Origin of the sequence: Providencia sp. PROV119 (genome assembly GCF_028482435.1) — a bacterium.
Lineage (GTDB): Bacteria > Pseudomonadota > Gammaproteobacteria > Enterobacterales > Enterobacteriaceae > Providencia > Providencia stuartii.
On record NZ_JAMPQL010000007.1, the window covers coordinates 181955 to 207436 of the forward strand.

A 25482-nucleotide genomic window follows, 5' to 3' on the forward strand; every position below is an offset into this window, starting at 1 on the left:
AGGGGGGGGAAGATGCGTGATAGTTATCTTATTTTACCTTCTATTTTTATTGAAATTTTATTCTGTTTAAAAACAAAGTGTTATGATACCCTCTAAAAAATAAGGTATTTTGCACAAATTAGCCATAATTTATTGTTGCACGAAGGTTTTTTCCTGATAGTTTATAGTGTACTGCCGTATAGGCAGCTTAGAAAAGAATTAAAAGACACCACTGGTAAATCACTGTGTGTACTGCCGTATAGGCAGCTTAGAAACTAGTAAATCCCGACTGGTGCATGAGTAGCGCGTGTACTGCCGTATAGGCAGCTTAGAAATACAGGAACAGTAACTAAACTTAGGATATAACGTGTACTGCCGTATAGGTAGCCTAAAAATGATAAATGATTATCCTGTGTGCTTTCCAATAAGCTGCACAGGCTTCTTTTTTCGCTATTTTAAGATTAATAATTAGATTATATTTATTGAGATTTCTAGTTTATTAAAACAGTGCAATTCCTTTAAATAATAAAATTAATCGGTGAGGCAGGATGAAGCTGCTAAATAAAACAATCTATACGCTTATTGTGGCATTTATATCAACAGCGGCAATGGCAGAGGAGTGTATAGGTGATAGTACCTATCAAGCATGTACAAGATCGAGTACTAATGCACAAGGCGATAATATTATTGAATCGTATGATACTGAAGGTAACTCATATTCAATAACATCTGGCTCAAGAGACTATGCGGATGGTTCATCTGAAGTCTTTTCAGTTGATAGTGAAGGCAATGAATACTCGATAAAAAGTTGGTGTGACAGCTCTGGATGCCATACATCTGATAGCGAAGGGAATACGTGCACAATAACAAATACTGGCGAGATGATAGGCTGTTAAATGATAAAGAAAATACTAATAATATTTATTGTTTTAATCAGTGCAATATCTGTATTTGCATATAATAAGCTGACAATTTTTACTGTTCAGCCAATAGGCGCAATACCGGATGGTGTCACTGTTGTTATGTGGAAGAAAGGTGATATGCGTTTTTTTGAAAGTCCTGACGGATTATGTATGCAGAGAGTCGGCAAGGTTAATTTACTCTGTAGAATGACAATGTTAGGAAGCGCTATTGATAAAGATAATATTATTATCAGACTTCCCTATAGTGAATATGCCTATTTAAAATCAACAAATGGCAGAAAATTTGATAGATGATAAGACTCATAGCTATTATTAGGGGTATGATGAGTTAGTGTTTTTAACTATTTTTGATATGTCTTCGCTAAATGGTGATTTAAACTTTTATACACATTAGGTGCGTGATATATAAAATCAATCATTACAAAGTGATTGATATCTTTTCTCTATCATTTATCTTATTGAAAACAAAGGGTAAATAGACGATGGCGGATTGATGAAATTTTTGAATTAAAAATAAGAATAACTGTCTAACTTACATTGCATATCGCAAAGACGAAGTGTTGAGATACATATGTACGCTAAAAACCTGTTTTCCCTAAAGTTACTCCATCCCAAATACGCTACAACATGGTTAGGAATTGTTATTTTATTTTTATTGGTTCAACTCCCTTATAAATGGCTTGTTCGGCTTGGTGCATTTTTGGGGGTTAATTCGAAGTATTTTATTAAAAGACGAGTTTCCATTATAAAAAGAAACTTAGAATTGTGTTTTCCAAATAAAAACCGCAAAGAAATAGACGATTTAGTTATCGAAAACTTGAGATCGCTAGGTATTGCGTTATTTGAAACCGGAATAGCGTGGTTCTGGAGTGATAAAAGAATTAAAAAGCTCTTTCAAGTCAAAGGAATATCTAATTATCAAGAAGCTATTGCCAAAAATAAAGGGGTAATTATCGTTGGGGTTCATTTTATGTCGCTGGAGTTAGGTGGCAGAATTATGGGGCTATGCTTTCCTGTAAATGCGATGTATCGACCACATAACAACAAAGCAATGGAATATATTCAAACAAAGGGTCGATGTCGTTCTGGCAAAGGAATGATTGATCGTAAAAATTTAAGATTTATGGTTCAAGAATTAAAAAGTGGCAAGGCCATTTGGTTCGCACCTGACCAAGATTTTGGTCGAAAGGGAACTGTATTTGCTCCGTTTTTTTCAGTCAAAAATACTTCAACGTCAAAAGGTACATCAATGCTTGCTCAATTATCTCACTCACCAACATTAACTGTCACACTGCTACGTAACCGTAATGGTATTAGTTATGACTTGGTGCTAGGGAAAGAAATAGTCAATTACCCAACTAGCGATACGCTACATGATGCCGCGACAATTAACTCTGTACTAGAGAAAGAAATAATGAAAGCACCAGAGCAGTACTTGTGGGCGCATAGAAGGTTTAAAACTCGTCCTGATGGGGAGCCTTCTCTCTATATTTAGAAAATGGTGACGCAAGATAAGGGGGATTCCCCCTATAATATAAGACCCGCATTGGTTGGGTCTTTTTAATTATTTGGTACTTCAAACATAAAGGGTATTTATTGGTAAGAGAGGGAATAGGAATAATTAATTATAGCAAATAATCCTATTTCTAGATTACCCGTAATATTACATTTCCCAATGATCATCAACCCATGTAGCTTCTGAGTCTTCGATGCTAACACTCCATTGTGCTGTCGAAAACGCTAGAGTTAATTGCGAAAGACAATCTAACCAATAATCGATAGACTCGAGCAAAATGGACTCATCATCAAGTGGTAATTTTGTTGAACCTTGTAGTAAGAATTGATCTGATGGCTCTTCATAAAAATAGAGAGTCTCCGCATCTTCTTTGTATGGAAAGGCTTGATTCAACTGATTTACCATGGTTTCAAACGTATTTTTTTCTTCAAAATTGAAAGGAGTCTTTTTTGTTGCGGAATAATAAATAGAAACGCCCATATTCGTACCTTGCTTGTAAGAATCCAATGTAAGAGATAAGTCAGATAATAAAAAAGAGGGGTAATATTTTAAATAAGAGTTAACTGAGATTGGCATGCTCAAGCAGAGCCTTTGCTTAAAATGTGACGTTAATTGATCGCTGTGACTGTGGTAGCTGGCTAACCTCTGGGCTAAGGCGAAACTAAATGCTGTTATTGAACTTATCGCTTAATCATTGGCTAGTCTGAATACCTCGATACTGAAAAATGACTTAAGAAGGTGAAAAGGCAAAGAATATTAAAAAACGTGTATCGCACAAAGAAGGAGACTATAAAAATAGCGAATTTTATTTTGCTAATTACCTTAATTTAAAAAAATATTGCCATACAGACGATAACATAAAAAATTATTGTAAGGCTGCTTAAGAAGGTCAGTAAGTTATTTTTATCTTCATTTATTATGACATAGACAAGCGGTGCGATAAAAAAGAGGATAGAAAAAATATAAAAATATAATGCGTAGCCGCGTAGAGAAAACATGAATGTCCAGCCTTTAATTTTACTGACCATCGTATGCTGCATACGAACAATAAAAATCAAAGTATAGTATTTAATTCTCTTGGTGAGTAGGATATTTCTTATTTTTAATGAAGTGAGAATTAAGATATATCTGACAAATTTAGTTATTAATACTTAATAATGATGTGTGTTTTTATTTTAAATTTCATTTTGTCGTGATGAACAAATGGAGAGTAGGAAAGAGACAGATCACAACCTCCGTCGACTTTTTATATAAACTCAGTGCCCATCATTAGGGCTATTGATAGAAATTTTATTTTTAAATATCGGATTAAATTGATGTGATAGTTTGTTTATTACCTTGTAGTTTCTATGCTTAATTTATCTGATAAATTTAATGGTAATTGATATTAAGGCACCTATTTGCAGATTATTTATTTCCTAGATACAATGAAAATACTTTAAAAATCATTGGTTACAAATCTATCGCGTACCATTAATCTTAACTTTTAGGGTAAAAATGAAAAAACATATTTTCTCAATTACAGTACTTAGCGCCGCCACATTGTTGGTTACAGGCTGTAGCTCAAATAATGATATGTGGGGTGAATTCGCGAATATTCTGAGCGACGCCAACCCAGTTGTTCAAGAGTCAGAGGAATGGGAAGCATATAGTATTAAAACAACACAGCAGGGTGTGACTTACGCTTCTGCTAGCTCTGCTGATCAACAGTTTGTCAGCAAAAAAATGGATGCTGAATATGCTGATGCTCTATATCGCGTATCAAGCCCTTTTGCGAGAAGCGATAAAACGAAAGAACAGTTAGCTAAAGACAACCAAGGTTATCGTTTTAAATATAATGAAATCATGGTGGTAAAAGATAAAAAAACGGCTAACACAATTGGGTATTGTGTGAATTATGACTCTGACCAAATAGAAAATGGTCAAGTAAAACCAGTGAAAGAAAAAGATAAGATTAGAAACCACTTTATCTATGTCGATAAAGTTAAGCCTTTATCTGTAATGACCGTTGGCAGCGACTTTACTAAAGTGATGTGCGGTGAAGAATTTTATAATAAATATAAAAAATAAGTTTCATCACAATCACTTCTTATAGGCAAAAAGAATTATTGTTGTGCCATCATTTAATATCCAATGAGTTAGGAGGAAGCTCCTAACTCGGACTGGGGGATTTTTATATCAGACTAAATTGAATATAGCACAGTTAGTTGATATCAGATCAGCACCTCTCTAGACCACCTTATTTTTAAGCATGATTTTTTTGATCAGCCTTGAAAGGGAAATACCGACAAAGCTAGGCCTAGCAATGAAAATGAATGAGTGAGAAAAGGTTGACAAAGGGCGCCTATTATTTGTTCTAGCTCCCAGTTTTATATCAATATAATTTATTCTTTGATTCGAAGAAAGTCGGGGTTTAGGTACTGATAATACAATACGTAACCACTGTAGGTTAAATTGTGGTGAGATATGAGATAACCATTAAATAGCTTTAACTAACATGAATAGTCTCGTCATAACAGCTCAAAGAATAAGGTTAATTTTAGTGTGAAATTTAATCTTAAAATAATAGAGATTAAAGTGCGATGGCATAAAAAGACCTTAATTAATAAGTGGTCAATAATATCCGTAAGAGTGATTCAAGAGTCCCCCTTTTTTTAATGGTTATTGATATATTAAGCTAAAAATGAATTGATAAAATACTTAAGTAAAATAACGTATCCTGTTAGCTTTAATATTGCCCAAATCGTAGGTCTACGATAGGTTAATTTTCCTACAGATGTTACAAATTCTCCCTAGCGACCAAGTGTTTTTCTTTTAAATAATGAAAATAACTATTCATTTATAGTGACTTGTCATTTTTCTGTTAGCGCTAAATATATTATATCTTGCAGAAGTTCCGATATTGATAGAATAGGGTTTTGCATTGCTATTTGTCTAAAAAGTATTCAGTTTTATTTAGTTAATATTCTATTTTTATTTTATGAATAAACATTCATTAAAAATAATTTTTAACAAATAAATTTAATTTTAATCTAAATTAGAATACAATTACGTTACAAATAAAAATTAAATGATGATCTTATTATTTAGATACTGACGTTCATTTGATAAAAGGAAATGTTTTAAAATGGCAATAACTAGAAGAAAGTTTCTTATCGGCGGGGCTGTTGTAGCCGTGGCTGGTGGGGCGGGAATTTTAACCCCGATGTTAACTCGAGAAGGTAGATTTGTTCCTGGCACACCAAGACATGGGTTTGTTGAAGGAACCGCAGGTCCTCTACCTAAGCAAGCTGACGTTGTTGTGATTGGTGCTGGTATTTTAGGTATTATGACCGCTATCAATCTTGTTGAACGCGGCTTGTCTGTTGTAATCGTTGAGAAGGGGAATATTGCTGGCGAACAATCTTCTAGATTCTATGGCCAAGTCATTACTTACAAAATGCCTGATGAGACATTCCTGCTTCATCATATTGGTAAACAGCGTTGGAGAGAAATGAATGCGAAAGTGGGTGTCGATACTAGCTATCGTACTCAAGGGCGCGTAGAAGTTCCTCTTGATGAAGAAGATTTAGATCACGTCAGAAAATGGATTGATACAAGAAGTAAGAATGTCGGTTCAGATATTCCATTCAAAACTAGAATTATTGAAGGTGATGAATTAAATCAGCGCCTTCGTGGAGCTACATCAAATTGGACAATCGCCGGTTTTGAAGAAGACTCAGGTAGCCTAGATGCTGAGATTGCAACCTTTGTTATGGCGGAATACGCTAAAAAAATTGGGGTTAAGATCTACACAAACTGTGCTGCAAGAGGCTTAGAAACTCAAGCGGGTGCAATTTCTGATGTTGTGACAGAAAAAGGTGCGATTAAAACTTCTAGAGTGGTTGTTGCTGGCGGTGTATGGTCTAGACTGTTCATGCAAAATCTGAATGTTGACGTACCAACATTACCGGCTTACCAATCTCAGCAATTGATCAGTGGTTCACCTACTGCACCGGGTGGTAACGTCGCTTTACCAGGTAACATTTTCTTCCGTGAGCAAGCTGATGGCACCTATGCGACTTCGCCTCGTGTGATCGTTGCTCCAGTCGTAAAAGAATCATTTATCTATGGTTATAAATATCTGCCATTGCTATCAATGCCAGATTTCCCAGTACACATTTCATTAAATGAACAGTTAATTAATTCATTTACACAACCGACACACTGGGAGCTAGACGAAGTTTCTCCGTTTGAGAAAAATAGGAATATGACCGCACTGCCAGATATTCCTGAGCTAAATTCTTCATTAGAGAAATTGAAAGCAGAGTTCCCTGCATTTAAAGACTCTAAACTTATCGACCAGTGGAGTGGTGCGATGGCGATAGCACCAGATGAGAATCCTATCATTTCTCAAGTTAATGAATACCCAGGTCTGGTGATTAACACCGCGACAGGTTGGGGTATGACAGAAAGCCCTGTTTCTTCTGAAATCACGGCAGATCTACTGTTAGGTAAAGAACCTTCATTGGATGTGAAACCATTTAGCCTTTACAGATTTTAGATTAAATCGATTTTAAGTTATCCGACCCATATTTGATAACAGCCCTCCTTGTGAGGGCATTTTTTGCTTTCTGCAATCTATTCCCTCATGCTAATGCTAAATAAGGCCGCTATTAGCGCATTCGAGAATCCATGCAGGAGGGGAGTCATCTCATTCGTGTAAAGGAAAATACAAAATATGTTAATCCTTTAATGGGGCCATTTAATTTCTTATCTCTTTCTATGGAGAAAGGAATGATTGTATTTACGCTAACGGATACAGCTACTTTTGACGCAGTAGTAATATGGTGATGTACCATGATGGTAGAAATTTATATCGGTTGATTGGTTGTCGTAAGATATAGAAAGTGAGGTGACAAAGCAGCCATGGTTAATAGGTATTTAAAGGAAGAAACAGCGATTGAGCATCATTACAAATGAAGCTAACTGTATTTAAGGCGGGTCGTAGGTATTTACTCTGACTTTAAGGATAACAATACGCAGGCTTTTATCTTTGCTGATGTGCTTAGTGACTATTGATAGTTATTTTTACTGATTACGTATTGCTCTTTTGATTTATGGTAAAAAGTGAATTAGGTGCTAATACGTAATTTTTAATCAACTAACGGCAAAAACAGGTGCATGTGTGTTGTTAAAAAGACAAAGTTAAATGTTATAGCTCAATGTATTCAACGTTACTTAGTTTACCCTGTTCATTATAAATTTATATATTTCAGGTAGATATAGTGAAAAACTAATAAATATAAATGCGGCTATAAAATAGATGTTGATAGACTCCATGGTTACTGTTGTTGAAATCGTTGCGACAGCTAAGATTGTCACAATGATACGTCGGCTATTTGCAGTCATTATATTGGACAGCTCATTAAAAAATGTTTCAAAAAATCTAAACATAACAATTCCTTTTTATCGTTTCATGCTGAGTGTATATGATTTAAATAAATTATTGAAGTTTTTATTAGCTATTTGTGCTATTTAATATTACACCAAATTATCAAACTGGCTGATTTTTATCTTTTTTTAATGCAGGGCCGTAAAAAGTAATTTATAAAATTTATTATTACGATGAAATATTTAAATTAAAATAATAAAGAGATATAAAAGGCAATGGATATTGTTTTCATCTGATTGATTTGAATGGGTTATTTTTTATTCTTATCCTTTCTAATAAGAATATTTCATGCTGGAATTATTATTAAAACATCAATGATTAAGTTGGTGTGGAAATAAGGTTAAGTGTTAATACTTAACTTTTTTATAGTGGTTTTCACATTGATCGACTTCACAATTTTATTCTTTTAATAAAATATCTCGCGTATTCTAAATAAGCCTTCTATTAACCACTATATAGGTAATTTAATTATATTGTGATGCTATTATAATTAAAACGTCAGGAAATAATCACGATTTGATATCGATAAATTTAAGATAAGTTAGGGTTATTGGGCGATTTAGCATGTTTTCATTTAAAGGCAGTGAAAACATTTTTTAGCTTATCGATTGTATTTTAGTCATGACATAATATTGACAAAAGGGATAAATAGGTGGTGTATTTAATAGATGAGTTTTAACACGATTCTGATTGATAGTTTTAATTGGATTATTTATCCTGCTGAGAGCCATCAAAATGAGGAATGAGTATGCCAACAGTTGATATAACTGACCTACTAGGTTATTCCATTATCAATACCATAAATATGATTTTTAACCCATTGGAGTATTTCTGCCAGGAAAACATGATTGAGAGTATGGGCACCTTGTTGCTATCTTTTATGATTTAATCACCTTACTGCTTGAAACCACTATTTTAATGATCAAAAAACGATAGTGGTATTTAATAAAGCAAGTAAAAAATGATTGTTAACTAATTGATAGTATTGGGTTTTTGTGATTATGACGCTTTTTTTAATTTATCCTATCAATAAAAACATTATTCTCTAACAAAACTCCCCCCTTATAGATAAATATTGTAAATAAAATAATCAATCAAATGATTATTATTTTATCGATATGAATGATGTGGCATAGCGCTTTATTACGTGTGTGGTTTTTTATTGTGTGTGGTGCATCACAAAAAATAATTACTATTCAAAATGGCATTGTTTTTATCTTTAATCGACGGATAGTTGTGGCTGTTACCGCAATGGTTTCTACTGATTTTGTGATTAATAAAGATGATTAATAGGGAGTTAATAGATATTACCGTCATTAATTATCAATAAATAATTAATAGGTAAGATTAAACAAAAACAGTATCGCCAAAGAAATATAAAAAATTTTTGTTAACCAGAAAGTAAATAATTTTTTCACTATTGAATGAGGGTAATTATGCCAGGATCTCTATTTCCTCAAGATTTTCTGTGGGGTGGTGCAATAGCGGCAAATCAAGCGGAGGGGGCTTGTTTTGAAGGGGGAAAAGGACTCAGTATTGCAGATGTTATTCCTTATGGAGCTAACAGGCATCCGGTAAAAATGGGGATCGAAAAACGTTTTAAATTACGAGATGATGAATATTACCCAAGCCATTTGGCAATTGATTTTTATCATCAATACAAGCGTGATATTGCGCTAATGGCAGAAATGGGATTTTCGGTGTTTCGCACATCGATTGCATGGAGCCGTTTATTTCCGCGTGGGGATGAAGTCACTCCAAACCCAGAAGGTATCGCCTATTATCTCGACTTATTTAATGAATGCAAAAAATATCATATTGAACCGCTAGTAACCTTGTGCCATTTTGATGTTCCGATGCATTTGGTCACTGAGTATGGCTCATGGCGTGACCGGAAGATGATTGATTTTTTTGTGACCTATGCCAAAGCCTGCTTTGAAGCATTTGATGGGATAGTGAAATATTGGCTGACATTTAATGAAATTAATTTGCTATTGCATACGCCGTTTTCATCATCAGGGTTAGTCTTTGAAGAAGGGGAAAATAGCGAACAAGTTAAATATCAAGCCGCTCATCATCAATTAGTTGCTAGCGCATTAGCGACAAAAATAGCCCACGAAGTCAATGCTCAAAACCAAGTCGGCTGTATGCTTGCAGGTGGTGGATATTACCCTTGGTCGCCTAAACCAGAAGATATATGGGCGGCAATGGAAAAAGATCGTGAAAACTTGTTTTTTATTGATGTACAGGTGCGTGGGTATTATCCCGCCTATGCGCAACGTGTTTTTCGTGAAAACAAGGTGACACTTCTGGTCACGGAAGAGGACGAGCAAATCCTTAAAAATACCGTCGATTTTGTTTCGTTTAGTTATTATGCCTCTCGTTGTGCCTCAGCGGATATGGGGGATGGTACAAACCCGTCGATTAATGCTGCACAATCTTTAAGCTCTCCGTATATAAAACAGAGTGAGTGGGGGTGGGGAATTGACCCTCTCGGTTTAAGATTAACCGCAAACATGCTCTATGATCGCTATCAAAAACCATTATTTCTAGTAGAAAATGGTTTGGGGGCGCATGATAAGTTAAATGAGGATGGTGAAATTATTGATGATTATCGAATCGATTACCATCGTTCACACATTCAAGCTTTAGGTGATGCTATCGCTGATGGTATCCCCATTATGGGATATATTTCATGGGGATGTATTGATTTAGTCTCTGCTTCAACAGGCGAAATGAGTAAACGATATGGTTTTGTGTATGTTGATAAGGATGATCAGGGAGCTGGCTCACTAACAAGGATACGTAAAAAATCTTTTTGGTGGTATAAAAAAGTGATAGCAAGCCATGGTAATGATTTGTATTAATTGCTTTTTTCCATATTAAAACATAAAAAAAAAAGAGTCCCTTTAGGGACTCTAACTGAATGAAATCACTACTACATGATTTGTTCTTTACAGCGATATTATAATTATGCAATCGGTACTATAGCATATCTACGTACATGATGAAGACGTTAGTTTTTAATAAATATCTTAGCTTTTCGTTGATACATAGCTTAAATATATAATGTTTATATGATAATAACTTAAGTATTCAACTTAGCATGTTATTTTATATTACAAGCGTAATATTTTGTTACGCGCTATATCAGATAGGAAATGATATAACACTGGTACTAATAAATTCCCTGGTATTAGAATTCAGTATTCAACTGGTTAAATATTATACTTTTATTTTTGCGAATATTATTATTTACTATTTTATGGTGTAACGACATTGATACTGGTTAATGTGATTAAAGAACATCAACATTAATTTTTATTCCTCAATGATGAGATATCTCTCCCTTCGTTTGACTTGACACTAATGTACCGTATAAATCCGATGATAAAAATGTGAACTGTGTATCAAAACACACGTCAAGTGTTAATATTTTTAAAGATATTAATATTGCTTATGTAAAATTTTCTTGTGTATTCAATAGATTGGCTTTTTGGCTTATGTAATAAATAGACATGAATTGAAGGAGATTAACAATATTCATCAATGGGTTGAAGAAAAGAGGGCGTGCTGGTTTATTAAGAGTGATTTATTACTAAGCCAAAAAGGTGAGCTGATAAAGGTTAAGTTGCATACTACAGGCGTCAAAAGAGATTATTCTTTCTTATCAGATTGTTCACGGCAAAATTGATCCCAGATGATGTTGAAGTTGTCGTTAGGAAAAATATTTCCAGAACGTTCAATTAAAGGGATAGAAACGACATTTCTTCCATCTTGGTGCATATATGTTTTGACGAGGAATCGTTTATAACCAAAGGAATTTTCGCTTTTAAAAACGAGTACCTCACCACATACATAACCAAGTATTCCGTGATCGAGTGTTTGCCGAATTTCATAGTAATGAACATTTTTATATTCGGCGGTTTCGGGAAATGTAAGGAAATCCTCCACTGCTTTTTGTGATTTTTTAACGATATCCAGATCAGGGGTATAATTTGCCATCATGCCAGCAACAAATGAGCCGCCTGCGATAAGAGCAATAATTAAATATGAAAATATATTCTTTTTCATGAAGTTACTCTTTTGATATTTGAATAATAGTAGTGATTTTAGAATTAGGCGATATTAAGGTAGCATAAGCATAGGCGTGTTTATATGGGGATGAAATAACAATAGTCAATTAAAGACAAAGGGTTACAATTAATAATAAATTGTTATGTTAAGTTTATTTGAATAGTTATTGTTATTTTAAGTTTTTTATTGATGACGTGTATGTACTTTAAATGAAAAATAATCAAAAAATGATTTAATGATTATTTTTCATTATTGTGGCCATATTTATCGCTTCTATTAATTGTGAACGATTAATTCTAGGGCTATTACTATCGAGTAGTTGTTGCCATAGGCTAATGGCTTTTTCATAGTTGGCGTGCATAAAGGCGTCTGAGGCTAATAGCATTAAAGCGGTCACTTCATGTTTATCAATGGATAATGCATACTCTATTACTTGCATTGTATCTTCAGTCATCTGTTGCCCCGCTTGATAATAGAGCACAGTCGCGATAGCTGAATAAAGTTGCGCGTTTTCTCCTGTATATTTAAGTGCTTGGTTATAGGCAATCAAGGCATTGTCATAGCTATTTTGATATAAATAATATTCACCGAGGATTGCCCAAAGGTCACCATTTTGGGGGGATTGTCGAATATTATTTTGTAAGCGTATCAGATCACTTTGTTGTTGCTGTAGTGGGGTCAATATATGTAATGGGTCTGAGATGCGCTGGTATTCATGATAAGTGGCGCTAAAGCGCGGTAGAAAAAAATACCCTGCTATTGTAAGGAGCAGTAATAGAGCTACGCATAAATGGATAGCATAATAAGAAAGGGTATCGTTGCGCTTCACTTCGGCGTGCTGTGATGGAATTTCATGAGTTAATTGTATGGACAGCTTAGACGTCGGAGTAATGATAGCTTCCGTTGAATTATGTTGATTTGTTCGCGGTACTGAGGCTCTTTTTTTTATTAAATAATAGAGCAGGGCGATGACAAAGATGAATCCGATAAAAGGCTGGCTCCAGAGTACAATGGTTCCCATGTGTAATGGCGGATTGTAGAGTACAAAATCACCGTATCGCTCGGTCATATAAGAGCGTATTTCAGCTTCAGTTTTCCCTTCCGCTACCATTTTATACACTTGATGGCGCATACTGACAGCGGTAGGGGCATTGGATTCGAGCAGGTTTTGATTTTGGCACTGAGGGCAGCGTAATTGAGCCGCAATTTGTAATGAAGTTGTTTGCTGTTCTGCGGTAGCAAATTGCCAAGTATCCACAATGTCGGCTTTGGCTATATTCGTCGCCATAAGTAATAACGTTAGAACAACATAATGCAAGAGTTTATTCATGCTGACTTCGCCCTTTAAACCACCCAATAAAGAGACCGATGCACATGATAAAAGCCCCTCCCCAGATCCACTGGATACCATCTTGCACATAGAATCGTAGCGCATAGCGGTTATTTCCCGTCTTTTCACCTAATACGGCGTACCAATTTCGCATCCATCCCCAGTGCATACCAGGTTCAATCATTATCTGTTGGCGAGCGGTATAAAATCGACGTTCAGTCTCAAGGTGTGTAATAAATGTATCTTTTTGATAAACGGCAATGAGCGCTTTTTCAGTGGTGTAATTGGATTGAGTATCCAACTGTAATTGCTTGAAATTAAATTGATAACCGGCGAGTGAAACGGTGTGATTAACCGTCATATTGGCACTGATTTCTTGTTTGCTTACAGTAGAAAAAGCAATACCAGTGGCAAAAATAATCACGCCAGTGTGTGCAAGTAATGAGGCTAGTCGCTTCTGTATTTCATTGAGAGGGCGTAGCCATAATAGCAACAGTAAGCCAACCATTATAGCCGTTGCGCTCGCGATAAATTTAGCATCACTCCATCGCAAAAGTAGGGCGATTACAGCGGCAATGATGCTAACAGACAAACGCCAACGGAAAAAAGAGCGGGTAGATGATTTGAGGCTCCCCACGGCCCAAGCGCCGATAACCATCAGCATAATTAAGCCAAAAGGTAGTAATGTTTGGTTAAAATAAGGCGCTCCGACTGATATCTTTCCCCACCCAAGTAGGCTGTAGAGCATGGGATATAGCGTGCCGACTAACACAATAAACAGGACAACCACAAATAAAATCAATGTCATCTGTAAATAGATTTCGCGTAGGGTTAATGCCCGTTTAGAGGCTGATGCTGCGGGTTTCGCCTTACAACCATAAATAAGTAAGGCGACGATGCTCATGCTAATAAATAATAAAAATAATGGTATTGCACGAACATTATTTAGGGCAAATGCATGGACTGACACGAGTATGCCCGAACGAACAATAAGCGTGCCAAGTAATGATAAAATAAATGTGACTATGGCTAAGATCATCGACCAATGGCGGTAACTTCCCTGTTTTCGCGAAGCCGCTAAACTGTGTAGTAGGGCGGTTGCCGCTAGCCAAGGCAACAGTGAGGCATTCTCGACAGGATCCCAAAACCACCAACCGCCCCATCCTAATTCGCTATAGGCCCACCATGAGCCTAGCGTGATCCCCATGGTAAGTATGCACCAACTTGGTACGGCCCAACGCCAACAAACCCATGCAATAGTTTGGCTGAAATTTCCAGCAATCAGCGAAGCCAAAACGCATGATGTGACGACCATCAAGCCGCTATAACCCAAGTAAAGTAGCGGAGGATGTAAAATAAGCCCCCAATGTTGCAACATTGGGTTGAGGTCGCGACCTTCAATCGCGGGCGGAAAGATCCGCATAAAAGGGTCTGAATAGAGCACGATAAACCAAAGTAGCGCTGCGCTCATTGCGGCAAGAATAGCTAAGGTTAAAGCAAAAAAGGGGTGATCTTGTTTGCGATAGCGCCAAGCGAATAACAGATGCCAAGTCGACAGTAAAAGCACCCAAAGAAGGAGTGAACCTTCATGCCCACCCCAAACCGCCGCTATTTTTATTAATAAAGGGGATAAACGGTGGCTATGTTGAGCAACATACACCACCGAAAAGTCACTTTGAATAAAGGAAATAGTTAGGCAAAGAAACGCAATAACGAGAAATATAAATTGCAGAGTAGACCAATAAACCCCAAGTAAGCGTGATTTTTGGGTGTGTTTGTAGGTACTAACCAACCCAAACAAGGCATGAAAATTGGTTATGCAGAGTGTTAACAGCAAGCTAATAAACCCGATTTCAGGGAGTATAAGTTCCAATGAGCACCTTGTTTGTGTTAATTAAGCGACCGTTAATTGCCCTGCATAAAGGACAAAGAAACGTAATAAAAAGACCCCAACCAAACTCGCACTACTGACAAAAACCACTCGGGCGGCACTTTGGCTATTATTGACCCATTTTTTCAAGGCCAGTGGGATCATAAAACCAATGCCAACCACACCAATCCAAAACCACCAAGTCCAAAAGCCTCCACCAAGTGCTGCGATAAGCGCGCGCATTTTGCCATCATCCCCTAATGCTAAACCGACAAAGAAAGCCGCTAATAAGAAAATTTCCAGCCAAACGACAAAGCCTTCAACGCGATGTAGAAAATGCGCTTCTGGGTTATGGACATTTTGGCGATAGCGCAATGCTAAAGCAATGAGCGCGACGGCAAGCCCCGATGAGATCCCTGAAAAGAGAAAGAGAGCAGGTAAGATAGGGTTATTTAAGAATGGATAGGATTTTAACGCGGAAAGTAAAAAACCGGTATAAGCCCCTAATAATACCGCCAGTACGAGCATGGTGATTTCAATGGCACGTATAGCAGGTGTGAATAAATTTAATAATGAGCGAATAAAGCCAAAACGCGGTAGCCATTTTTGCTGTATTGCGACCAGTTCAGTTTCGAAAACTTTAGCTAACCAGACAACGAGTACCACCATGTAGACTTGGAAGAGCATAACCCCCATCGACATGACGGAGGTCGGACTGTAGTGGAACATCAATTTCCAAAAGGTCCATGGGCGTGTTAAATGGAAAATTAAAATGAGTAATCCCAAAATAACGGTCGTCGGTGCCAGAAATAGAGTGGCTCTCATTAGTGTGCTCTTACTGGTTGCTTCAGACGGATAATATTGACGCAATAGCACGGCAAGCACCACTAACCCTGCTGAAATACCAATTAGAAAGAGGTAAACGGCAATGGGCCAATCCCAAACTAAAGATTCAAAATGGAAAGCAGAAGCAGTTGTCATTGGCTAACCTCCCCATATTTGAACGGAACTCGGTACATTTTGGGGCGAGTACCGAGGGCTATTTTATAGCGATACGTGGTTTTTTGACGCAACATAAGAGAAATATCACTGTTAGGATCATCCAGATTGCCAAAGACCAATGCCTTGGTTGGACAGGCTTCGACACAAGCCGGTTGTTTACCTTTTTTCAAGTTTGTTTTTCGGCAAAAATCGCATTTGTCGGCAGTTTTATTGACTGGGTGAATGAATCTTACTCTGTAAGGGCAAGCCGCAATACAATATTGGCAACCAACACATAGGTCTGGGTTAACATCGACAATCCCTGTCGTTTTATCAATAAATGATGCGCCCGTTGGGCAAACATCGACACAAGGTGCATGCTCACAGTGCTGACATGAATGCCGGAAAAAGCGATATTTGATATCTGGGAAGTGACCAATTGGCTCGCTGCGAATAATGGTTAGCCGAGAAACCCCTTCCGGGACTTGGTTGACTTCTCGACAGGCATCCATACAAGCAGTACAACCTATGCATAAGGTTTCATCGTGGATCATGCCGTAACGTACGCCATCCACTTTCATCGTATTTGCGAGGCTATGGAGTGTCGCACCTCCTGACGCCGCCAAGGCTCCTGCATAAATAATAAACTGACGACGCGAACAACTCATGGCTGCTCCTTAAGCAATTTTACCGCCGCTGGATTGAAGTCAGGGTTATTACGTTGGTCTGAGTGACAATCAACACAAATTTTTACGCGACCTTTGTCATTAAGTGTTTTCATCGTATCTTGTTTTGGATGCAGATCATGGCAACTGGCACAGGCAACTTTAGTCACATGAACATCGTGTGGCCAAAACGCTTTTTGTAGCTGTTCGGGTAAGTGACATGACATACAGACACTATTTTGTTGCTCCACGCTATACATAGGGTGGTTAAACCGCATCACATCTTTAGCCCCCTCACGGTGATGAGGGCCTGGGTTACCATGGCAGTTGGTACAGGTAACGGGAAGGTTATTATTAGGGTTAATGACCGATGCGTGAGTGCCATGCATACCTTCTTTGTCGGGTTTATGACAATCCAAACAGGCTGCATCTGGGTTACGTTGCTGAGTAACAACCCAACGTTCACCCGTCTCTGTCGCGGGAGGTGTCGCAGTAGAGGCTGCAATGCTCCATAACAAGCCTAATGCCAGCCCCCCAGCAGTGAATAACGAACGTAGTACGCTCATATTAACTCCATTGGTTATACCGCCTCTGTATGAGGCGGATCACGGTTATTGGCTTAACAGGTTGTTTTTACGAGCTTGCGCATCCCATTCGGGCACGACAGTTTTCAAAAACTCTTGTTTTTCAGCGTTGATTTTTTGCATATCCAGACCAATTGCTTGTTGCGCTTTTTCTTTGGTTGAAATGTCTGGAATAGCAATTTCATGTGTAATGCCTTTAGCACCTAATAGACGAACGAGTTTGGTGCGAGCATCAGCAGCTTTGTTCATTGCGCCACCGAGCATGCGCAAGCCTTCCTCTGGTGCGTGCATATGAATACCATGAGATGCAATAGCTAAATCCCAGCGCCATTGTGCATGGCGAATATCAGCTAAAATGGGCGCCATCTCTTTTTCGGTTGCCCCTGCATCCCAAGCTGCTTTAGCTTCAAAATGGGCATGAACAAGTTGATCTTCCACTTTGATTTTCATCTCTTGGATAGCTTGTTTGCGCTCGGCAACGACAGCTTGTAGCTCTTGCTTGCTTTGGGTATGGCAGTTACGACAGGTTTGTTCGAAATTATCGAATGGATTACCTATCTTATGGCTGGTGTAGAGCTCGCCTTTTTCATTTTGTAATTTAGGCATGTGGCAGTCGATACAGGTCACGTTGTTTTTACCGTGGATCCCCGCACTCCATGTTTCATACTCTGGGTGCTGTGCTTTTAACATAGGGGCTTTCGACAGTGAGTTTGTCCAGTCAGAGAAGGCGATATTGTCATAATAGACTTCTATATCCTCCACTTTCGTACCGTTATCCCAAGGGAATTTGACGGATTTATTTTCCCCTGCAAAGTAGTACTCAACGTGGCATTGCCCACACACCATAGATTGCTGATCAAAACGACTGGCTTTATCGAAGGGTTTACCAATCGCTTCCATGGCTCGAGCGGCATAAGGACGGGTGAGTGTTAAAGCGGGCTGGCCTTGCGCGAATTCTGGAGAGTCGGTTTTGTGGCAGTCAGCACACCCTAGTACGTTAACAATTTCAGGCCCACCTTTAGCCCATTTACCGTGGAAATATTCATCTTCCCCTTGCTCTTGGATAAGTCTGGCGACATCTGGGCTTTTACAGCTCCAACAAGCCATAGGGAGAGGGCCATCTTGTGCATCTTTCGGTGCACCAGTACGTAGTGTTTCTCGTACGTCAATTAAAGCATAAGCATGGCCTCGAGGCTTGTTGTAATCACGTGAAAAAGGGTAGCCAGCCCAGAGGATCACCAACCGGGGGTCTTCTGCCAGCGCATCTTCACGTTGTGATTGTTCGGATGTTGCACGCCACGAGTGATATTGATCAGGGTGAGCCTGAGCAAAGGATTCATTTTTAGTATTTATTGTTGATGATGCTTCCTTTGATGCAGTTTGTGCATGAACAGCAGGGGTTAACAACCATATCCCAGCCACCAAACTGAGTAAGTACAAAGTCCTGTTGATTATCTTTGCCATAAGGGCCTCGAGTGATATAAGCCAGCCATCCCATTGGCTGTGATATTATTATTTATAGGTGATGGCATAGGTTTTGATGCCATCATGACATGCTCAAGGAATAGCTCTAACAAATAACCACACTTAAAATATTGTTTTTGATCAAAGCTAAATTTACTAAAAGAAATGTCATTAAAATAATGTGATTAATATCGAATCGTGAATGTAAATTAGGAAAGAAAACATTGAGTCAGTTAAAATAAATGAGAGCAAAGCATTTAAGCGTCACTTTCATGTGAGTGAGGGTTTTTATTTATTGAATTCATATTGAAAGGCTTTATTATCAGTAGGATATGACTAAGTAATCTGCTTATCTATTATTTAACTAATAACCAAAGTGTGCAGCACCTCTAATATTTTCAATGTGGATATTCATCGTTGATGACTATAACTACTACTTTAGTGGTAGTTTATAATGTTATATATATGAGGGTTTCATGAAACATTAGGATTAATTTGGTTTCTCATATTTAAAAAATGTTAATATTTTTTGTTTGAAGATAATTTATTTAAGTTCTAGTCAATAAGTTACATCGTTATTTCAAATAATACTTTCTGTATAAATTATTTCATTCTAAATAGCACATGCATTAATGTTACCTATTAGGTGGTATGTATTTTTTTACTCTCTATCGATAAGATTCTGCGTGAATACACATATAATAATTGCGGTTAATTTTTACTTTTTGCATTAATTTTGTTTGGGCAATGTTAAGGAAATCAACATGGCTGATATCACCCGTCGGGGAGTGTTGACTGGTGCATGGCGTCGCGCCGCACCCGTTATTCGACCGCCATGGAGTCGTAGTGAAGATCATTTCATTGAAAGTTGTACTCGTTGCAACCATTGCCTGACGCATTGTGAAACCTCAATTTTAATATCTGGCCCCGGTGGCTATCCCGTTGTTGATTTTTTGCAAGGGGAGTGCACGTTTTGTTATGCCTGTGCTGCCGCTTGCCCTGAGCCAATATTTCTTCCACAACTCTCCCAACCTTGGGATATTTCCATTTCAATTGCTCAAACCTGTCTGGCATATCGCTCTATTGAATGTCGGCGATGCGAAGACAATTGTGAGCCACAAGTGATCGCGTTTCGCCCATCACTGAGTGGAATTTATCAGCCCAATATTGATAAGCAAGGTTGTACAGGTTGTGGTGCCTGTGTTGCCGGTTGCCCCGTATCAGCCATTACTTTGGAGCATGAAAATGCGCAATAGCTGGCAAGTATGTAGTTTGATTGTACAAGTAAAAAGTGAACAGGCTTGCGCTGTGACGGCAGCTTTAAATCAATTACCCGGTTGTGAGGTGGCTATCAGTTCACCGGAAACAGGCAAATTGATTGTTGTTGTCGAGTCAGAACACAGTCGCACCCTGATTGAGACTATTGATTCAGTACGCAATGTTAATGGTGTGCTGGCTGTTTCGCTGGTTTACCACCAGCAGGATGAGCAATGTGAGGAAAATGATGAAACTCAGTCGTCGTAGCTTCATGAAAGCCAATGCTGTTGCGGCCGCTGCTGCGGCGGCAGGTATTGGCGTTCCGAGTATCGCTAAAGCGGTCGTCGGGCAACAAGAGGCCATCAAATGGGATAAAGCACCTTGCCGCTTCTGTGGTACAGGTTGTGGTGTACTTGTGGGAACGCAAAATGGTCGCATTGTGGCGAGCCAAGGTGACCCAGAAGCGCCAGTTAACCGTGGCTTAAACTGTATTAAAGGCTATTTTTTACCGAAAATCATGTACGGTAAAGATCGCTTGACTCAGCCATTGCTGCGAATGAAAGACGGTGAATATGACAAAAATGGTGAATTTACCCCGGTGACTTGGGAAAAAGCCTTTGATGTCATGGAAGAAAAAGTAAAAACCACATTAAAAGAGCGCGGCCCTGAAGGGATTGGCATGTTCGGTTCAGGCCAATGGACTGTGTGGGAAGGGTATGCTGCATCAAAATTGTTTAAAGGTGGCTTCCGCTCTAACAACTTAGACCCTAACGCACGCCATTGTATGGCCTCAGCGGTTGTTGGTTTCATGCGTACTTTTGGTATGGATGAACCTATGGGCTGTTATGATGACATCGAGCAAGCCGATGCATTTGTGCTTTGGGGTTCGAACATGGCAGAAATGCATCCTATCCTATGGTCACGTATTACCAACCGGCGTTTATCTGACCCTAATGTGCGTGTTGCTGTACTCTCCACATTTAAGCATCGTAGCTTTGAGTTAGCTGATAACGGTATTGTCTTTACCCCACAGTCTGACTTAGTGATCCTCAATTATATTGCTAACTATATTATTCAAAATGATGCGGTGAATCAGGAATTCTTCGATAAACACGTTAACTTACGTCGAGGAACAACGGACATCGGTTATGGATTGCGTCCTACTCATCCATTAGAACAAAGTGCTAAAAACCCGGGTTCAGATGCCTCTGTGCCGATGACTTGGGAAGAATATAAGGCCTTTGTGGCTGAATACACATTAGATAAAACCGCTGAAATGACAGGGGTGCCGAAAGATCAGCTAGAAGAACTAGCAAAATTGTATGCAGATCCAAACACAAAAGTCGTCTCTTATTGGACAATGGGCTTCAATCAGCATACTCGTGGTGTTTGGGCGAATAACCTCTGTTATAACTTGCACTTACTGACAGGTAAAATTTCTCAGCCGGGTTGTGGTCCGTTCTCATTGACGGGGCAGCCGTCTGCGTGTGGTACTGCTCGTGAAGTCGGTACGTTTGCCCATCGCTTACCCGCCGATATGGTGGTAACGAATGAAAAACACCGCGAAAAAGTGGAGCAAGTTTGGCAACTCCCCGCCGGCACGATCCCAGAAAAAATTGGCTTACATGCCGTGGCGCAAGACCGTGCATTAAAAGACGGCACGCTTAACTTTTATTGGGTCATGTGTAACAACAACATGCAGGCAGGCCCCAATATTAATCAAGAGCGGATGCCGGGCTGGCGTGACCCACGCAATTTTATTGTTGTTTCTGATCCTTATCCAACCGTGAGTGCTATCGCCGCAGATTTGATTTTGCCAACCGCCATGTGGGTAGAAAAAGAGGGGGCTTACGGGAATGCGGAGCGCCGGACACAATTTTGGCGTCAGCAAGTAAAAGCGCCGGGAGAAGCGAAATCTGACTTATGGCAAATGGTGCAATTTGCCCGTCGCTTTAAAACGGAAGAGGTTTGGCCTGAAGAGTTACTGGCTCAAAAACCGGAGTATCGCGGTAAAACCCTGTATGACGTGCTGTTTGCTAACCAAGCGGTTACCAAGTTCCCGATCACTGAGTTAGCTGAAGATCAGCTCAATGATGAGTCACGCGAATTGGGCTTCTATCTACAAAAAGGGTTATTTGAAGAGTACGCCAGTTTTGGTCGCGGTCATGGTCATGACCTTGCGCCTTTCGATGATTATCACAAAGCACGCGGTATCCGTTGGCCTGTGGTCGATGGCAAAGAGACGCAATGGCGTTACAGCGAAGGCCATGACCCCTATGTCAAAGCCGGTGCGGGTTATCAATTCTACGGTAAGCCAGATGGTAAAGCAGTCATTTTTGCATTGCCGTTCGAACCCGCGGCGGAAGTACCTGATAAAGAATATGACTTATGGCTATCAACGGGGCGTGTGTTGGAGCATTGGCATACCGGCAGTATGACTCGTCGTGTACCAGAACTGCACCGAGCTTTTCCTGAATCACAGGTCTTTATCCATCCTCTAGATGCGAAAGAGAGAGGGTTACGTCGTGGTGATAAGGTAAAAGTGATTTCACGCCGTGGTGAAGTGACCACTATTGTGGAAACACGAGGGCGTAACCGACCACCAAAAGGATTGGTGTATATGGCTTTCTTTGACGCATCTCAGTTAGTTAATAACTTAACGCTGGATGCAACAGACCCACTCTCTAAAGAGACGGATTACAAAAAATGTGCCGTTAAATTGGAAAAGGTGTAATTGCATATGTCCCAGAAACCTAAACCTCAAAATAGTCGTCGCCGTTTCTTACGCGATGCCGTTCGTGCGGCAGGCGGATTGGCGGCGGTTGGTGTGGTACTGGGCTTACAGCAACAAACTTCCCGCGCGAGTGGAATTCGTCTCCGCCCGCCGGGAGCCATTAATGAAAATGCATTTGCGAGTGCGTGTGTTCGTTGTGGGCAGTGCGTACAAGCTTGCCCTTATGACATGTTGAAATTAGCAACATTAGCATCAGGACTGGCAGCGGGAACGCCTTATTTTATTGCGCGAGAAAACCCTTGTGAAATGTGTGAAGAGATCCCATGCGCCAAAGTGTGCCCGAGTGGTGCACTGGATAAAGAGATTGAGTCTATCAATGACGCACGAATGGGGTTGGCAGTGTTACTTGATCAGGAAAACTGTCTCAATTTTCAAGGGTTGCGCTGTGATGTGTGTTATCGCGTTTGTCCGCTAATTGATGAGGCTATCACGCTGGAGCTTGAGCAAAACCACCGTACGGGTAAGCATGCACGTTTTTTACCAACAGTGCATAGTCAAGCTTGTACGGGATGTGGTAAGTGCGAGCAGGCTTGTGTCCTCGAAGAAGCGGCCATTAAAGTCCTGCCGTTAACGCTTGCGAAAGGTGAATTAGGGCATCACTACCGTTTTGGTTGGCTGGAGGGAAATAATGGCAAATCGTAAACGTGATGCCGGACGCGAAGCTCTGGCGAAAAAGGGCTGGTGGCAGAGCCATAAATGGTTATGGATGCGTCGTATCAGTCAACTATTGGTAATCGCGATGTTTTTGAGTGGACCTTGGTTTGGGGTCTGGATCTTACATGGTAATTACAGTAGCAGTTTATTGTTAGATTCAATCCCGCTCACTGACCCTTTGATCACGTTAGAAAGTCTTGCTAGTGGCTATTTACCTGCTATTTCGACATTAATTGGTGCAGCAATAGTATTGCTAGTTTATGCATTACTTGGAAAACGTATTTTTTGCAGTTGGGTTTGCCCTGTAAACCCTGTTACGGATGCGGCAGCATGGTTACGCCGTAAGCTCGATTTTAATCAATCCGCAACGATCCCTCGTTATATCCGTTATGTGTTGCTTGTGGTGATTTTAATCGGCTCTGCGGTAACAGGGACTTTATTGTGGGAATGGATCAACCCCGTTTCATTAATGGGCCGAAGCCTCATCTTCGGTTTTGGTAGCGGTGCTTTATTGCTGCTCGCCTTATTTTTATTCGATTTACTCGTTGTGGAGCATGGCTGGTGTGGTCACCTTTGTCCTCTCGGTGCCTTATATGGGATCGCCGGTTGTAAAGGGGCACTGATGGTCACAGCGATAAACAAGCAAAATTGTACTCGCTGTATGGATTGCTTTCACATTTGTCCGGAGCCGCAAGTTTTGCGTACCCCGGTTTTAGATAAACAGGCCCCAGCATTCATTTCGGATAAGGACTGCATAACATGCGGTCGTTGTATCGATGTGTGTTCTGAGGATGTTTTTAAAATAACACTACGATGGAGTTCGGGAGCGAAATCATGAAAACCCATGCCCTGATTAAGACAATGAGCCGTTGGATGGCGGTAATAGGACTCGTTGCCTCGAGCCTTGCTTGGGCGACAAATGGCGTTGATCTGTCTAAGTCACCAGAAGTTTCTGGTACTCAAGAAGGTGGCATTCATATTCCTAAAGAGCAGGAAAGAATGGCTTTAAACTATGTGAATCAACCTCCAATGATCCCACATAGCGTTGATGGTTATCAAATTACCACCAATACAAATCGCTGCTTACAATGCCATGGTGTTGAAAGTTATCGAACAACAGAGGCGCCTCGCGTTAGCCCGACACACTTCGTGGATGCTACGGGGAAAGTATTAGGTGGCGTAGCACCAAACCGCTACTTCTGCCTACAGTGCCATGTGCCGCAGTCCGATACTTCACCGATTGTGGAGAACACATTTACCCCATCCAAAGGTTTTGGGAAATAAGAGGCCGACATGGGAAACAATAACGCTAAGCCTGGTGTGATCCGTAGAGTATGGCAATGGTGGCGACGCCCGAGCCGTTTGGCTTTGGGAACCTTACTATTGATTGGTTTTGTTAGTGGCGTCATTTTTTGGGGCGGCTTTAATACGGGAATGGAAATGGCTAATACTGAAGAATTTTGTATTAGCTGCCATGAGATGCGTGAAAACGTGTATGAAGAGTATATGGAAACGATCCACTACACCAACCGTAGTGGTGTTCGAGCAACCTGTCCTGATTGCCATGTACCTCATGAGTTCGGACCTAAAATGGTCAGAAAGATTAAAGCCAGCAAAGAGCTTTATGGCAAAGTATTCGGCATCATTGATACACCACAAAAATTTGAAGAGCACCGTTTAGCCATGGCGCAAAATGAGTGGCGACGGATGAAAGATAATAACTCTCAGGAGTGCCGTAATTGCCACAATTTTGAATACATGGATTTTACGGCACAAAAAAGCGTGGCAGCCAAAATGCATGATCAGGCCATTGTTGATGGAAAAACCTGTATTGATTGCCATAAAGGGATAGCTCATAAGCTACCTGATATGCGCGAAGTTGAGCCGGGTTTTTAAATGGAAAAGCGTCACTCAGGAAGGTTGATTAAATGGGATCACGCCTGAGAAGCATAGA

General features: G+C 39.6%; 21 protein-coding genes. 13 read left to right on the forward strand and 8 right to left on the reverse strand.

The features are described 5' to 3' along the window. Nucleotides 1–527 precede the first annotated feature (527 nt). The 3 genes from PSF11_RS08670 (at nucleotide 528) to lpxL (ending at nucleotide 2397) form a co-directional block, all read left to right on the forward strand. The gene (locus tag PSF11_RS08670; RefSeq protein ID WP_004922288.1) at nucleotides 528–875 is read left to right on the forward strand and encodes a hypothetical protein; all 348 of its coding nucleotides are present in this window, start codon (nucleotides 528–530) and stop codon (nucleotides 873–875) included. Then, nucleotides 876–1196, forward strand: coding sequence for a hypothetical protein (locus tag PSF11_RS08675; RefSeq protein ID WP_004922284.1), 321 nt, complete (start codon nucleotides 876–878; stop codon nucleotides 1194–1196). 277 nt (nucleotides 1197–1473) lie between these two features. After that, nucleotides 1474–2397: an LpxL/LpxP family Kdo(2)-lipid IV(A) lauroyl/palmitoleoyl acyltransferase gene (gene lpxL / locus PSF11_RS08680; RefSeq protein WP_004922282.1), complete on the forward strand. Its 924-nt coding sequence runs from the start codon at nucleotides 1474–1476 to the stop codon at nucleotides 2395–2397. Nucleotides 2398–2565: 168 nt separating this feature from the next. Here the strand turns inward: lpxL and PSF11_RS08685 are convergent, their stop codons facing one another. Then, a complete protein-coding gene (locus PSF11_RS08685) occupies nucleotides 2566–2898 on the reverse strand; it encodes a hypothetical protein (protein ID WP_004922279.1) in 333 nt (110 codons plus the stop codon). 1017 nt (nucleotides 2899–3915) lie between these two features. On the opposite strand from PSF11_RS08685, the gene PSF11_RS08690 reads away from it, so the two are divergent. The 3 genes from PSF11_RS08690 (at nucleotide 3916) to ascB (ending at nucleotide 10719) form a co-directional block, all read left to right on the forward strand. Then, a complete protein-coding gene (locus PSF11_RS08690; RefSeq protein WP_004922271.1) occupies nucleotides 3916–4488 on the forward strand; it encodes a hypothetical protein in 573 nt (190 codons plus the stop codon). A 1057-nt stretch (nucleotides 4489–5545) separates the two neighbouring features. Further along, nucleotides 5546–6961: an NAD(P)/FAD-dependent oxidoreductase gene (locus tag PSF11_RS08695; RefSeq protein ID WP_004922269.1), complete on the forward strand. Its 1416-nt coding sequence runs from the start codon at nucleotides 5546–5548 to the stop codon at nucleotides 6959–6961. A gap of 2327 nt (nucleotides 6962–9288) precedes the next feature. Further along, nucleotides 9289–10719, forward strand: coding sequence for a 6-phospho-beta-glucosidase (gene ascB, locus PSF11_RS08700; RefSeq protein WP_042116741.1), 1431 nt, complete (start codon nucleotides 9289–9291; stop codon nucleotides 10717–10719). Between the two features lie 790 nt (nucleotides 10720–11509). Here ascB and PSF11_RS08705 read toward each other — a convergent pair. The 7 genes from PSF11_RS08705 to nrfA form a co-directional block, all read right to left on the reverse strand. Then, nucleotides 11510–11926, reverse strand: a complete 417-nt coding sequence (locus tag PSF11_RS08705) for a hypothetical protein (protein WP_004922246.1) — start codon at nucleotides 11924–11926, stop codon at nucleotides 11510–11512. Nucleotides 11927–12161: 235 nt separating this feature from the next. Beyond that, entirely contained in the window at nucleotides 12162–13259 is a 1098-nt protein-coding gene (gene nrfF / locus PSF11_RS08710) for a heme lyase NrfEFG subunit NrfF (RefSeq protein ID WP_072502450.1), read from the reverse strand. Continuing rightward, a complete protein-coding gene (locus PSF11_RS08715; protein WP_004922239.1) occupies nucleotides 13252–15132 on the reverse strand; it encodes a heme lyase CcmF/NrfE family subunit in 1881 nt (626 codons plus the stop codon). Before PSF11_RS08715 ends, nrfF begins: the two co-directional genes overlap by 8 nt. A 21-nt stretch (nucleotides 15133–15153) precedes the next feature. Next, nucleotides 15154–16110, reverse strand: a complete 957-nt coding sequence (gene nrfD, locus PSF11_RS08720) for a cytochrome c nitrite reductase subunit NrfD (protein WP_004922237.1) — start codon at nucleotides 16108–16110, stop codon at nucleotides 15154–15156. Beyond that, a complete protein-coding gene (gene nrfC / locus PSF11_RS08725) occupies nucleotides 16107–16778 on the reverse strand; it encodes a cytochrome c nitrite reductase Fe-S protein (protein ID WP_004922233.1) in 672 nt (223 codons plus the stop codon). Before nrfC ends, nrfD begins: the two co-directional genes overlap by 4 nt. Further along, nucleotides 16775–17341: a cytochrome c nitrite reductase pentaheme subunit gene (nrfB, locus tag PSF11_RS08730; RefSeq protein ID WP_004922230.1), complete on the reverse strand. Its 567-nt coding sequence runs from the start codon at nucleotides 17339–17341 to the stop codon at nucleotides 16775–16777. The genes nrfC and nrfB overlap by 4 nt, the downstream gene beginning before the upstream one ends. Nucleotides 17342–17386: 45 nt before the next feature. Then, nucleotides 17387–18823: an ammonia-forming nitrite reductase cytochrome c552 subunit gene (gene nrfA / locus PSF11_RS08735; RefSeq protein ID WP_004922226.1), complete on the reverse strand. Its 1437-nt coding sequence runs from the start codon at nucleotides 18821–18823 to the stop codon at nucleotides 17387–17389. Nucleotides 18824–19587: 764 nt separating this feature from the next. On the opposite strand from nrfA, the gene napF reads away from it, so the two are divergent. From napF to napC, 7 genes are read left to right on the forward strand one after another with little or no spacing between them, the layout of a single operon-like run. Continuing rightward, nucleotides 19588–20079, forward strand: coding sequence for a ferredoxin-type protein NapF (gene napF / locus PSF11_RS08740; protein WP_004922221.1), 492 nt, complete (start codon nucleotides 19588–19590; stop codon nucleotides 20077–20079). Then, nucleotides 20069–20347, forward strand: coding sequence for a chaperone NapD (gene napD, locus PSF11_RS08745; RefSeq protein WP_014656456.1), 279 nt, complete (start codon nucleotides 20069–20071; stop codon nucleotides 20345–20347). Before napF ends, napD begins: the two co-directional genes overlap by 11 nt. After that, nucleotides 20328–22814 (forward strand): nitrate reductase catalytic subunit NapA, encoded by a 2487-nt coding sequence (napA, locus tag PSF11_RS08750; RefSeq protein WP_040132254.1) that lies wholly within the window; start codon nucleotides 20328–20330, stop codon nucleotides 22812–22814. The genes napD and napA overlap by 20 nt, the downstream gene beginning before the upstream one ends. A 6-nt stretch (nucleotides 22815–22820) precedes the next feature. Then, nucleotides 22821–23516: a ferredoxin-type protein NapG gene (gene napG, locus PSF11_RS08755; protein ID WP_004922210.1), complete on the forward strand. Its 696-nt coding sequence runs from the start codon at nucleotides 22821–22823 to the stop codon at nucleotides 23514–23516. Further along, nucleotides 23503–24366, forward strand: a complete 864-nt coding sequence (gene napH / locus PSF11_RS08760; RefSeq protein WP_004922205.1) for a quinol dehydrogenase ferredoxin subunit NapH — start codon at nucleotides 23503–23505, stop codon at nucleotides 24364–24366. The genes napG and napH overlap by 14 nt, the downstream gene beginning before the upstream one ends. Then, on the forward strand, nucleotides 24363–24812 hold the full coding sequence (gene napB, locus PSF11_RS08765; RefSeq protein WP_272682755.1) for a nitrate reductase cytochrome c-type subunit: 450 nt from the start codon (nucleotides 24363–24365) through the stop codon (nucleotides 24810–24812). Before napH ends, napB begins: the two co-directional genes overlap by 4 nt. A 9-nt stretch (nucleotides 24813–24821) precedes the next feature. After that, a complete protein-coding gene (gene napC / locus PSF11_RS08770; protein ID WP_004922200.1) occupies nucleotides 24822–25424 on the forward strand; it encodes a cytochrome c-type protein NapC in 603 nt (200 codons plus the stop codon). Nucleotides 25425–25482: the final 58 nt, after the last annotated feature.